At 42.4% G+C, this 12515-nt stretch carries 9 protein-coding genes; 1 reads left to right on the forward strand and 8 read right to left on the reverse strand.

Annotation, left to right across the window (positions count from 1 at the left end; all coding sequences use genetic code 11):
* Window positions 1-163: 163 nt before the first annotated feature.
* The 8 genes from ftsY to yycF form a co-directional block, all read right to left on the reverse strand.
* Entirely contained in the window at window positions 164-1690 is a 1527-nt protein-coding gene (gene ftsY / locus AB3329_RS08065; RefSeq protein ID WP_368395395.1) for a signal recognition particle-docking protein FtsY, read from the reverse strand.
* Between the two features lie 2 nt (window positions 1691-1692).
* Window positions 1693-2514: a Cof-type HAD-IIB family hydrolase gene (locus AB3329_RS08070; protein WP_368395397.1), complete on the reverse strand. Its 822-nt coding sequence runs from the start codon at window positions 2512-2514 to the stop codon at window positions 1693-1695.
* A 3-nt stretch (window positions 2515-2517) separates the two neighbouring features.
* Entirely contained in the window at window positions 2518-3315 is a 798-nt protein-coding gene (locus AB3329_RS08075) for a Cof-type HAD-IIB family hydrolase (protein WP_067065069.1), read from the reverse strand.
* A 138-nt stretch (window positions 3316-3453) separates the two neighbouring features.
* Window positions 3454-6993: a chromosome segregation protein SMC gene (smc, locus tag AB3329_RS08080; protein WP_368395399.1), complete on the reverse strand. Its 3540-nt coding sequence runs from the start codon at window positions 6991-6993 to the stop codon at window positions 3454-3456.
* 7 nt (window positions 6994-7000) lie between these two features.
* Window positions 7001-7687, reverse strand: a complete 687-nt coding sequence (rnc, locus tag AB3329_RS08085; RefSeq protein ID WP_368395400.1) for a ribonuclease III — start codon at window positions 7685-7687, stop codon at window positions 7001-7003.
* An 828-nt stretch (window positions 7688-8515) separates the two neighbouring features.
* A complete protein-coding gene (locus AB3329_RS08090) occupies window positions 8516-9325 on the reverse strand; it encodes an exodeoxyribonuclease WalJ (protein WP_368395401.1) in 810 nt (269 codons plus the stop codon).
* Between the two features lie 2 nt (window positions 9326-9327).
* Window positions 9328-10680 carry a cell wall metabolism sensor histidine kinase VicK gene (vicK, locus tag AB3329_RS08095; RefSeq protein WP_368395403.1) on the reverse strand — a complete coding sequence of 451 codons (1353 nt, stop codon included), beginning with the start codon at window positions 10678-10680 and terminating at the stop codon, window positions 9328-9330.
* Complete coding sequence (gene yycF, locus AB3329_RS08100; RefSeq protein WP_368395405.1) at window positions 10673-11383, reverse strand: response regulator YycF; 711 nt, start codon at window positions 11381-11383, stop codon at window positions 10673-10675. Before yycF ends, vicK begins: the two co-directional genes overlap by 8 nt.
* Before the next feature lie 361 nt (window positions 11384-11744).
* Here yycF and AB3329_RS08105 point away from each other — a divergent pair, with 361 nt between their 5' ends.
* Window positions 11745-12509, forward strand: a complete 765-nt coding sequence (locus tag AB3329_RS08105) for an amino acid ABC transporter ATP-binding protein (protein WP_368395406.1) — start codon at window positions 11745-11747, stop codon at window positions 12507-12509.
* Window positions 12510-12515 lie beyond the last annotated feature (6 nt).

The following is a 12515-nucleotide window of genomic DNA, read 5'->3' on the forward strand; positions in this document are numbered from 1 at the left end:
GTGAGAAACCTTTACTTTTGTGCGCTCTAAATTCTATAAATCATAAAACTATTCCAAATTCAGTCATAATAGAGGTGCTTTGGAATAGGTTTTTTGACAGAGTGAGAGCTTATCTTAATGACATTGGATCTGTGTCCCGCCTGATTTTTTGGCTTTTATGTGTTTAAAAGATACCTTCTAACAGACCTCTCATAAAGTCTTCCGAGTTAAATTCACCGATATCATCAATTTTCTCTCCAAAGCCCAATAACTTAACAGGAATATCCAATTCCTGACGGATAGCCAAAACAACACCGCCTTTGGCAGTTCCGTCAATTTTTGTCAGAATCAAACCTGTCAGTGGCAGTATTTTTGAAAACTCTTTAGCCTGACTAAGAGCATTTTGGCCCGTTGAAGCATCCAAGGCCAGAAGAGTCTCATGGGGAGCATCGGGCAGCACACGCTTAATGATTCGGCCGATTTTTTCAAGTTCTGCCATCAAATTATCTTTATTTTGCAGACGCCCTGCCGTGTCAATCAATAACACATCAACGTCTTCAGCAACAGCCCTTTCAACACCGTCGTAAACAACAGAGGCCGGATCAGCTTTCTCTGCTCCGGTGATAACAGGAACGTCCACGCGCCTGCCCCATTCAACAAGCTGAGCAACGGCACCGGCTCTAAATGTATCTGCTGCTACCATCATCACCTTTTTGCCTTCTTGTTTATAACGGTAGGCGAGCTTCCCAATAGAGGTTGTTTTCCCGACGCCATTAACGCCGACAAAAAGCATAACCGTCAGATCTTCCTGAAAATTAAGTTTTTCATTGTAAATATCATCTTTTTCGTAAATATCTACAAGCTTTTCAATGATGACCCGCTTGAGATCTTCAGGTTTTTTAGCATTTTCTATTCTTGCTTCATAGCGCAGTTCCTCCGATAAGGTTGAAGCAACATTAACCCCCACATCCGAAAGGATAAGGACTTCTTCTAATTCTTCAAAGAAGTCTTCATCCACACGTCGAAAATTAGCTAAAAAAGCATTGAGGCGCGCGCTGAAACCTGTCCGGGTTTTCTTAAGGCTGCGGTTATACTTTTCTTCTTTTGTTTCCGCCTGTTCCTCAGATACCTTGCTTTCGGAAGATTCCTCGGCTGCTGTTGGCTGTTCTGATGGAACATCTTCCTGTCTGCTGTCGGATTGATTCTCTTTTTGCGGCTTAACATAGGTGCCATCGGCTATTGCTTTTTCAATGGCTTTCTTTTGTGCATAATAATTAGCCATAAAGTCCGCAGTCGCTTGGTTCGCCTCATCATCTGCGGAATCATCGGAAACTTCCTGATTCGCCTGTCCCTGTTGACTTAGCTTATCCTCTGCTTCTTCAGATCTATAGCTATCCTGCTCTTTCTCTGCTGCATCATTTTCAGACAGCTGAGGCTGCTGCTTTTCTGGAGAAGTTTCAGCCAAATCCACTGTTTCTTTCTCATGATTTAAGTGCTCTTTAGGGGTAGTCTCAGCCTGCTTTGGTCTGTCAGTGTCAGCTGGCTGGGCTTCTGCATCCGAAGAAAAAGGCACTGTTTCTCCAGACTTGTCAGCTGTATCAGCAGATTCAGGAACAATCTCCTCCTGCTGCTTATCGCCAGACTCAGCTGGGTTCTGACTATCTTCTTCTTTTTTGTTTCTACTTCCAAATAAACGGTCAAATAATCCCATCACTAATCCTCGCTTAAAATATAATGGTCAATCGCTTCTGCTACTCCCGCTTGATCATTAGTACGAACGGTGACAGCATCAGCAATATTTTTAGCAGCCTTTGTGCCATTAGCCATAGCGACACCTAAGCCGGCCCAGGAAAGCATAGATAAATCATTTTCTTCATCACCTACCGCCATCACCTGCCGGCTCTCAAGCCCTAAATACTTGGTCAAACGTTCCAGACCTACGGCCTTATGAACACCTTTTGGCATAATCTCAAGAATAATATCCCGCGATTTAAAAACTTCAAATTCCTTGTAAAAATCAGCCGGCAGCTTCTGAATTTGCCGATCTAGGTAAGCAGCGTCAATCACGCTGACTACCTTATTATAGACAATATTATCAGGAACCGCAGCCAGGTTAGCTACTTCGATAAAGGTCAAGAGCGGGTTGGCCTTATGATACAGCGAGTGGTTCCCCTTGCTGGAAATACTGTAGACCGTTCCGTCGCTCAAAACATCCAGCGGCAGACCTAAGGGTTCAAAGACATCATAGATAGCTTCTAAATGCTGGCGGCTCAGTTCACTCTTATCCAGAATTTCACCGGTATTGCGCTGTACAAGACCGCCGTTAAAAGTAATACTGTAATTTTCGGCACCTGACAAATCAAGTTCTTCCAATAAATTGCCGATTGCTTTTAAGGGCCGGCCGGTTGTAATAACGACCTTAACCCCTTTTGACCGGGCAGCTTTTAAAGCAGCTTTATTTTCATCTGAAACCTGCTTCTGACTGTTATAAAGAGTTCCATCCAAATCAAGGGCCAATAATTTAATCTTTGTCATCGTTTACCTAACCATTCTTTCCATATAATCCAGCACGGCACCGTCTGCACAAGAGCCGATAACAGCATCGGCCAAATCTTTAATTTCAGATCTTGCATTGCCAGTTGCAACAGCTGTTCCGGCAAAAGACAGCATTTCAAAGTCATTTAAATTATCTCCGAAAGCCAATACCTGTGAAGAGGCTATCCCGTACTTTCTGCAAAGGTGCTCGAGTCCGACCCGCTTATTGATATTTTTGAGAATAATGTCAACAGAGCTAAAGCCAGTCGTCACTGCACGAGCATAATCAACTTGCTTATTAAACCAGGCTTCTCCCTCTTTAAGTGTTTTTTCTGAAAAATTAGCAGTCAGCTTCAAAATAGTATCTGAAACAGCTGAAAAATCAGAAACATACTGGATATTATCATAATAGCGGCTGATAAAAGAGTAATAGTCACTGCTGGCTTCGGTATGCAGATAAGCGCCCTGCCGCCCGGAAAGCAAAAAGTCATAGGATGACATATAAGGACTTTGTGACAAAAGAGCCGCAATCTCCTGATATTGCTGCGGACTGATACTGGCCTCAAAGAGAAGTTCACCACTTGCTTTTACCAAGCTGCCATTATCTGCAATAAAAGCGATTCTGTCTGTATAAGCTGCAAATAATTTTTCCAAAGTGATAAGTGAGCGGCCGCTGGCAGCAACAAACACTATCTCCTGCTCTTGGAATTTATCCAGCAGGTTGGCTAATCTTTGCCGGTCAAAACTGCCATCTGGGGCTAAAAAGGTCCCATCCAGATCCGTTGCCACTAATTTTATCATACTTAACCTCATTATCCCTCTTTATTGTAGCAAAAATAGTTTGCTTTCTCTATTCAATCCAAAAATTCCATCTTCCAATCAGCTAATAGCTGTTTTTATACAGCTGCAGCCCGAAATGCTTTTTGAATAAACTCACCTTTAATCCAGCATTTCCTCAGCCTCTTTTAGTTTAACAGAAACAATTTTTGATACTCCCGATTCCTGCATTGTCACACCATAAATGCTGTCGGCTGCTGCCATGGTTCCTTTGCGGTGGGTGACAACGATAAACTGACTGGACTTGTCAAAGCGGTTGAGGTAATCGCCGAAACGTTTTACATTAGCTTCATCCAAAGCAGCCTCAACCTCATCAAGGATAACAAAGGGAATAGTTCTAACACGGATAATGGCAAATAACAGTGCCAAAGCAGAGAGAGCTTTTTCTCCGCCGCTCATTAGATTAAGCGACTGAATCTTTTTGCCTGGCGGCTGAACAGAAATTTCAATACCTGCTGTCAGAAGATCACCTTCAGTTAAAATGAGGTCACTGGAGCCTCCTCCAAACATTTGCCGAAATGTCTCTTTGAAGCTGTCGCGAATAGCAGCAAAAGTGGCTTTAAAACGCATTTTTACTTCATCGTCCATATCATGGATGGTCTCAAGCAAAAGATTTTTTGCCCTTACCAAATCATCCTTTTGACTGTTTAGAAAAAGCAGGCGTTCATTAACCTCATCATACTGCTCAATAGCATCAATATTAACAGGGCCCAAAGCCTTTATCTGCCGGCGCAGTGTCTGCAGTTTTTGTCGTGCCAGCTTACTGTCTTCAATGGCTTTTGTTTTCGTTCTGGCTTCATCCAGAGTCATCTGGTAGTCCTCAGCCAGACTGCGGGCAAAAGTTCTCAGCCGCTCTGAAATCTGCTCGACTTCAGCTTCATACTGAGCCTGTTTGCGAATAAGCCGTTCATTTTGCTGGTTTGTCTCTTGGGACCGTAATGCGAGTTCATCAAGTTGGGCTTCACAGTCTTCCAGTTCGAAGCGCAGCTGTACCAGACGCTTCTCATCTTCCTCTTTTCTTGCTTTGGCTTCTGCTAACTGCTCCTGCAGCTTAGGCAGCTCTTGATCAGAAGATGAAGCTAACTGCTCATTTAAAACAGTTTTTAGTTCATCAATATTAGCTGCGGTCTCTGCCAGACTGGCTTCTAACCGTTTTTTATCAGACTCCTCAAACTTTTTTTCACTTTGGAGTTCCCGTTCATCCAGCCGAGCCTGAGCCAGCTTATTGGCCAGCTTATCTGCTTTTTGATTGAGAGCGCCCTTATTTTCTTTGATTTGTTCAATTTCTGTATTTATTTTTTCTTTTTGCTCAGTTATGTCATTTAAAAGCTCTTCAAGCTTTTCTTTTTCGGCTTTTAGATCTTCTTCTCCTTGATCTGTGCTCTTAGCCTGCAGACCCTGATAAACATCCTGCAAATCGCCGAACCGTTCTGACAGCTGACGGTATTCAAGCTCTGCTTTTTGTTCAGCCAGACGGGCTGTTTCACCTTCTGCTTTTATGTGATTCAGCCTTTTTTCCTTTTCGGAGAGAGCCTGTCTTAATTCATCAACCTTTTTTTCTTGCTGCTGCTGTTTTATTTTTTCAGCTGCTATTTCAGCTTTCAAATGTTCCAGCTCGGGTTTAACAAAACTTGTCTGGTTGTGACGGCTGCTGCCGCCGGAAAATGATCCTCCCGGACGTATCTCTGTCCCATCAAGTGTTACCAAACGAACCTGATATTTGAGGAGACGGGCTGCTCGGTTGGCATTATCAACAGTATCAAAAAGAGCCGTCAGCCCTAAAAGATTTTTAAAAATCTTTTCTAAATCCGGTGCAAAAGTCGCTAAATCACTGGCTAACCCCAAAAATCCCTGACAAGAGGCCAATTTAGATAGATTCTGCTGCGACAGCTCTCTGGGCTTAATAGTGGTTAAAGGCAAAAAAGTGGCTCTTCCCTGCCTATGCTGCTTCAAATAAGCAATCGCGCGCTTTGCTGCCCCCTCATCAGCCACAATAATGTGTTGGCTGCTGCCGCCCAGGACAATCTCAAACGCGGTCTGGTAATCGTGTGAAAAATTTAAATGATCACTGACAGCACCAATAATTCCGCCTAGCTTTTCCGAAGCTTGTAAAACAGCTCTGACTCCTGCATAAAAATGACTGTGATTTTTTAAAATAGCCTCTAAACTGTCCTGCCGTGCTTGCTTGGTCTTAAGTGAATCGGCCTGAACAAACATCTTTTCTTGCGCTTTTTTATAGACAGCTTCATCTTCCTGAAGCTCCTGATTTAAGCTGCGGTAGTTCTCCAGCAGTTCCTTAAGTACCTGCTTAGCCTCAGCAGCAGCTGATAAAGCCTTTTTGACTTCCTCCCTGACCGCTGCCAGTTCTTCCTCAAGCTGCTGCATTTCTTCGGCCTGAGATTCCGAAAACTGTTTGTGACTGTCTATTTCGGCTTGGACAGTCGTCAGGCTATTGGATGTATCTGCTTCTTGCTGCATCAGCCGCACATAGCCTTCTCGCAAGCTTTCCAGCATTTGATCCGGATCCGACGAGAATCGTTTTGCTTCGTCTTCCAATCTTGCAATCTCATCAGCCAGCGAAACGAGTTTTTCTGACAGCTCCTGCAAATGTTTTTCCTTATCAGCTATATTTATTTTTAAGGAATCGGCTTCTGCATTGAGCGTTTTTAAGCGCTGATCCGCTTCCTGACGGCGTTCCAATTTCTGACTGGATTCTAAGTTGAACAAGTCAATCCGCCGCTCAGTATCAGCTATTAAGCGAGTGATATCAACTAAACCGGACTGTTTCTTGGACATTTCTTCTGAGACAGTCTGGCGTTGTTTTTTCAAGCTTTGATTGTCCTTTTCTAAATTCTGCCGCTGCTGATAATAAACAGACAGTTCTTTTTTGACATCTTCAAGTTCACGGGTATTCTGATCCAGCTGAAGTTTATCGCTGTCAATATCCTCAACGAGAATATCCAGATGAAGCTGCTTACGCTCTTCTTCAAGCTCTAAAAATGTTTTAGCTGTCTGAGACTGTTTTTCAAGCGGTTTAATCTGTGTATCCAACTCATAAATAATATCAGTCAGACGATCTAAGTTGTCTTGAGTCTGGCTGAGCTTGCCTTGTGTTTCTTTTTTACGTGTTTTATATTTTAAAACACCGGCAGCTTCTTCAAAAATAGCCCGCCTCTCCTCAGGTTTACTGTTAAAAATAGCTTCAACGCGACCTTGGGATATAATCGAAAACGAATCCCGACCCAGACCAGTATCCATAAATAAATCATGGATATCACGCAAACGTACCTTGCGTCCGTCAATTAAATAATCACTGTCACCGCTGCGGTAAATATGCCGTTCAACACGGATTTCATCCTTTGCACCTTTGATAAAACCATCACTGTTATCCAAAACAACCGCTACCTGAGCATAGTTGAGCGCTTTACGATTTTCTGTCCCTGCAAAGATAACATCCGGCATCTTACCGCCCCGCAAACTTTTGGCACTGGATTCCCCTAATGCCCACCTCAGACTTTCAGTGATATTGCTTTTACCGGAACCATTGGGGCCAACCACAGCTGTCACTCCTTTATCAAAGGTAATCTTTGTTTTATTGGCAAAGGATTTAAACCCCTGCATTTCAATCTCTTTTAAAAACATTTCTTCCTCACTGGAATCGATTCAAAGCTTCCTTGGCAGCAGCCTGCTCGGCTAATTTTTTTGATTTGCCGCTGCCGCGGCTGATTTCTTTTTCATTAACAAAAATAGCTACTTCAAAAAGTTTATTGTGCGCAGGACCCGACTCAGCAACAACTCGATAATCAATCAGAACATCTCCTTGAGTCTGCAGGAGTTCCTGAAGCCCTGTCTTGTAGTCCTTAACACGCTCGAAATTCCCTTTTTCAACTTGCGGAATCATCACCTGATCCAAAAAAGTGCTGACAGTCTCCAAACCCTGATCCAAAAAAAGAGCTCCTAGAAATGCCTCAAAAAGATCTCCTAGAATTGTATCACGGTTTCGGCCGCCTGATTTTTCCTCACCTTTTCCCAGCTTGACGAACTGATCAAAGCCGCACTGCCGGGAAAAACCCGCCAGACTTTCTTCACGAACAATCATTGAACGCCTTTTAGACAGCTCACCTTCTGCTTTTTTAGGATATCTGCTGAATAGATACCGTGAAATCAGCAGCTGCAGAACCGCGTCTCCTAAAAATTCCAAACGTTCATTGTGTGAAATGTTTAGGAGACGGTGCTCGTTTGCATAAGACGTATGAGTAAAAGCCGTTTCCAACAGACTTGAATCACTAAAACAAATATTAAAATCAGTAAGCAACTGACGTTCCAACTCCTGCATAAACCTCTCCTTTAACAATAAGATACAAAGGCCGTTAAAAAATCCGTATGAAAATAGGGGACGGCAAGTGATGCTGGCATCACGATGACAGCCATCTTTTTCACTAGGATTTTAGGCCGTGTTCAGTTCCAATAAGATACAAAGGCCGTATAAAGCTCACAGCAAAAATGGCGGTAAGCCAGAAATCTTTGATTTCGTAGGCGCACCCCTGCCAGAACGACTAGAAAGGTGCGGCAGGCTGTAAAGACTGCAAAGCTTTCAGTCGTTTACGGCTGGCCAATTGAAATCAAGTCTAAACTTAACCATATCTTTTTTGCACAGAGCTTAGGCCGTGTTCAATTCCAATAAGATACAAAAGCCGTTAAAAAATCCGTATGAAAATAGGGGATGGCAAGTGATGCTGGCATCACGATGACAGCCATCTTTTTCACTAGGATTTTAGGCCGTGTTCAGTTCCAATAAGATACAAAAGCTGTTTGGAAAGCGTCTGAGAAACAGCGGTGATGAAGACCACTCTATCTTTCTTTTGCTCAATACCTGCGAAACTTCAGCAAGCACTGAAAAACTGTAAAATGTTACAAACCGCCTCTGTAGACACTGTTTCTGGTATCAGCTGCTGTATCTCCTTTTTTTAAGTATTTTAATGACTTAACAGCCCTATTCATTATAGCAAAAATTAATAAAAAAAGGGAAACAGACAAAAACCTGCAAATAAAAGCCGTTTTCACCCTGTCCTGCCCCTTGTCATTCAATAAATAAAATTAAGCAAAAAGCGATTTAAAGAATCCCTGACTCTGAGATTTTTTGCTGTCCGCAGTCTACCGATTCCTAAATTTTAGTCAAGGGAGTAGCGGTATCAGGCGAAGTATCAAAAACCTTAAAGTCAGTACCTGCCCCCAAATCAGCTGATAACAGGCTGTTTTCCATCGTCATATGCGCTAATTCTTTGATATTGTTTTCTTTGCTCAGATGGCCCAGATAAATCTTCTGTGTCCTTCTGCCGATTGTCCTAATCATAGCTTGAGCCCCATCATCATTGGACAAATGACCTTTATCTGAAAGAATACGCTGCTTAAGCCGCCATGGGTAAGAGCCTGATCGAAGAATTTCAATATCATGATTGGATTCAATCAGATAGGCATCTGCATTTTCAATCAATCCAGCCAGCCGATCGCTGACATAGCCTGTATCCGTCAGCATTACAAAGCTTTTATTATCTTTCATAAAACGGTAAAACTGGGGTTCAGCTGCATCGTGACTGACACCGAAGCTTTCAACATCAAGGTCGGCAAAGGTCATCAGACTTCCGCGTTTAAAAATATGTTTTTGTTCCTGATTGATCTGACCGATCATCTGATGATCATCTATTACTTGCCAGGTCTTCTCATTGGCATAAATATCCAAATGGTACTTACGAGCCAAAACCCCCACACCTTTTATATGATCCGAATGTTCATGTGTAATCAGAATAGCATCAAGGTCTTCCGGTTTTCGGTCAATTTCTGCCAACAGGCTGCTTATCTTTTTGCCGGTCAGACCGGCATCAACTAAAAGACGTTTTTTGTCTGTTTCGATATAAAAACTATTGCCGCTTGAGCCTGAAGCTAAGATACTGTATTTAAATCCGCTTTCTGACATAATCAGTTGCTGTCTTCCTCCCATTCTTCATAAATATTAGCAGACTTTTCATATGGTAAAACAATGGTAAAGGTCGACCCTTTGCCATAATCACTTTTAGCCCAAATAAATCCCTGATGCTGCTTAACAATTTCCTTGGCAATAGCCAACCCCAGGCCTGTCCCTCCCTGAGCTCGGCTCCTTGCTTTATCTACTCGGTAAAAGCGGTCAAAAATCAGAGGTAGATCTTTTTTAGGAATTCCCAGTCCTTCATCAGCGACAGAAATAATCAGCTGTGTATCTGTCGTCTTCATACTGACTGTGATATTGGCTCCGTCCGGAGAATATTTTATTGCATTGTTGATAATATTGTCCAGCACCTGTGTCATCTTGTCTGTATCGATTTCAATCCAAATAGGCACAGCAGGATAGTCTCTGACAATTTCATAATATTTTCCGCCAAAACTCTCCTGATTCTTAATGTGGTCAAATCGATCTAAAACAGAGGTCATATAAGCAGTAAAATTAATCATTTCAATGTCTAACTGCGTGACCTGATTATCGATTCTGGATAAATTCAGCAAGTCCGAAATCATCCGCATCATCCGATTGGTTTCATCCAGAGAAACCTTGATAAAACTGGGCGCAATATCCTCTTTCAGCGCTCCTTCATCCAGCGCCTCCAAATAAGATTTTACTGAAGTCAGAGGAGTTCTCAGCTCATGACTGACATTGGAAACAAACAGCCGGCGCTCACGCTCCTCCTTTTCCTGTTCTGTTGTGTCATGCAAAACAGCAACCAAACCTGAAATAAAGCCGCTTTCACGCCGGTTAAGAGCAAATCGGATACGCAGCGTTATAAACTCATCATATTCATTGCGCTGATCTAAAACAATCTCTGGTGTCTTTGATACCAAATCGCTGTAATTATAGGGACTGTCCTGTCCTAAAATATCTACAATATTCAGCTGAAGGGCTTCATCACGGTTTAAATTCAGCTGCTTCTGCGCCATTTCATTAATCATTATAATTTGCCCAGTTCGGTCTGTTGCCAGCACCCCATCAGTCATATAAGCCAGAATACTAGCTAAACGATTTTTTTCTTGGGCTAAATTTTCATGAGTCAGCTGAAAAACTTTGGACAAATCATTGAGATGCTCAGCCAAGTCCCTCATATCTGCATCTCCGGAGACCTTAATATCACCGGTGTAGTTGCCAGTGATTAAGTTTCTGACCTTATCGCTGAGCATGCGGATATTTTTAGAGAAGCGAAAATCCCGGATAGCCAGATGAATAAAATAAAATGCCACAAAAACAAGCAGAAGCAGGATAGCAAATTCAAAAGTATTTAAATTTCCTACGATATTATTATTCATAAGACTTCATATAATATCCGACACCCCGTCTGGTCAAAATATACTCCGGCCGGCTGGGTGTGTCCTCAATTTTCTCACGCAAACGCCTCACAGTAACATCGACTGTTCTGACATCACCAAAATAATCATAGCCCCAAACAGTCTCAAGTAAATGTTCACGTGTCATGACTTGACCGATATGTGTTGCTAAATGATGCAGCAGTTCAAACTCACGGTGAGTCAGTTCCACTTCTGTGCCGCGTTTCAGAGCAACAAAGGCGTCTGGTAAAATCTGCAGCTCACCAATAGTAATTTCTGGCATTTCAGTCGATGCGTTCTCTTCCGCAACCGCCGTTTCAATGTTTTCTGTTCTGCGTAAATGGGCCTTAACCCTAGCCAGAAGTTCGCGGTTTGAGAAAGGCTTGGTGACGTAGTCATCCGCGCCGATTTCAAGACCGATAACCTTATCAAATTCACTGTCTTTTGCAGAGAGCATAATAATCGGAATGTGACTGGTCTTACGCACTTCCTTTGCGACTTCTAAGCCATCCAGTTCAGGCAGCATTAAGTCGAGAATAATCAAATCAGGATTCTCTTCCCCGTACTTTTCCAGTGCTTCACGGCCATCAAAGGCCGTCACTGTATCATAACCTTCCTTAGCCAAATTAAACTTAATGATATCAGAAATTGGCTTCTCGTCATCTACGATAAGAATTTTCTTCATTTGTACACCTCTTCAGGTTTATTTAGCCATTCCCAACGCTCGTCGTTCGGCCATGGCCTGAGTATGTTTTTACTAAAAACCATACACTTTTTAATTATAGCAAAAAAAGCAACTATTTTAAAACATTAGGTATGTAAAGGCAAAGAGCAAATTGTGAGAAGTTTCCGCTAAAAAACCAGCTCAGTATTTCTGCCAATGAAAGACTGCCAGCCTGACTGCTCAAAAGGATTTATCTGAACATTTTTTCAAAAAGCCTTACAAAAAATAACATTCTGCTCTTCTGATGATTGACACGAAAGCCTATCTGTGGTAAACTGTTTTCAGATGTTAGAAAATCTCACAATGGTAAAAGGAGAATTATATGGCCTTTATTGAATATAAAAATGTTGAAAAATACTATGGGGAATATCATGCTCTGCGCAATATCAACTTAGAAATTGAAGCCGGACAGGTTGTTGTGCTGCTGGGGCCTTCTGGCTCAGGCAAGTCAACACTCATTCGGACAATGAATGCTCTGGAGTCTATTGACAGCGGAACACTGACTGTTAACGGGCATGATGTTGCTAATGCTTCTGCTAAAGATTTAGTGCAGCTTCGTAAAGAAGTTGGGATGGTTTTCCAGCACTTCAACCTCTATCCTCATAAAACAGTGTTAGAAAATGTTACTTTGGCTCTAACCAAAGTTCTGGGAAAATCTCAGAAAGAGGCGGAAGCCATTGCTGAACAATATCTGACTTATGTTAATATGTGGGACCGTAAAGATTCCTTCCCTGGGATGCTTTCCGGAGGACAAAAACAGCGGATTGCTATTGCCCGCGGTCTGGCTATGAACCCCGAACTTCTGCTTTTTGACGAGCCAACTTCAGCACTTGACCCCGAAACAATCGGTGATGTTCTTGCGGTTATGCAAAATCTGGCAAAAGAAGGCATGAACATGATTGTTGTTACACACGAAATGGGATTCGCCAGAGAAGTTGCCGATCGTATCATTTTTATGGCTGATGGAGAAATTTTAGTCGATACTACCGATGTTCAAGGTTTCTTTGATAATCCTACAGAACCGCGAGCTAAACAGTTCCTAAGTAAAATTATCAATCATACCAGCGAACGTGTATCAGTGAAATAGGGAGGG

Source organism: Streptococcus huangxiaojuni, assembly GCF_040930515.1.
Lineage (GTDB): Bacteria > Bacillota > Bacilli > Lactobacillales > Streptococcaceae > Streptococcus > Streptococcus huangxiaojuni.

Bases quoted from the DNA above. Each gene is read 5' to 3' on its own strand.
- ftsY (WP_368395395.1), bottom strand. From the start codon at position 1,690: ATGGGATTATTTGACCGTTTATTTGGAAGTAGAAACAAAAAAGAAGAA.
- AB3329_RS08070 (WP_368395397.1), bottom strand. From the start codon at position 2,514: ATGACAAAGATTAAATTATTGGCCCTTGATTTGGATGGAACTCTTTAT.
- AB3329_RS08075 (WP_067065069.1), bottom strand. From the start codon at position 3,315: ATGATAAAATTAGTGGCAACGGATCTGGATGGGACCTTTTTAGCCCCA.
- smc (WP_368395399.1), bottom strand. From the start codon at position 6,993: ATGTTTTTAAAAGAGATTGAAATGCAGGGGTTTAAATCCTTTGCCAAT.
- rnc (WP_368395400.1), bottom strand. From the start codon at position 7,687: ATGCAGGAGTTGGAACGTCAGTTGCTTACTGATTTTAATATTTGTTTT.
- AB3329_RS08090 (WP_368395401.1), bottom strand. From the start codon at position 9,325: ATGTCAGAAAGCGGATTTAAATACAGTATCTTAGCTTCAGGCTCAAGC.
- vicK (WP_368395403.1), bottom strand. From the start codon at position 10,680: ATGAATAATAATATCGTAGGAAATTTAAATACTTTTGAATTTGCTATC.
- yycF (WP_368395405.1), bottom strand. From the start codon at position 11,383: ATGAAGAAAATTCTTATCGTAGATGACGAGAAGCCAATTTCTGATATC.
- AB3329_RS08105 (WP_368395406.1), top strand. From the start codon at position 11,745: ATGGCCTTTATTGAATATAAAAATGTTGAAAAATACTATGGGGAATAT.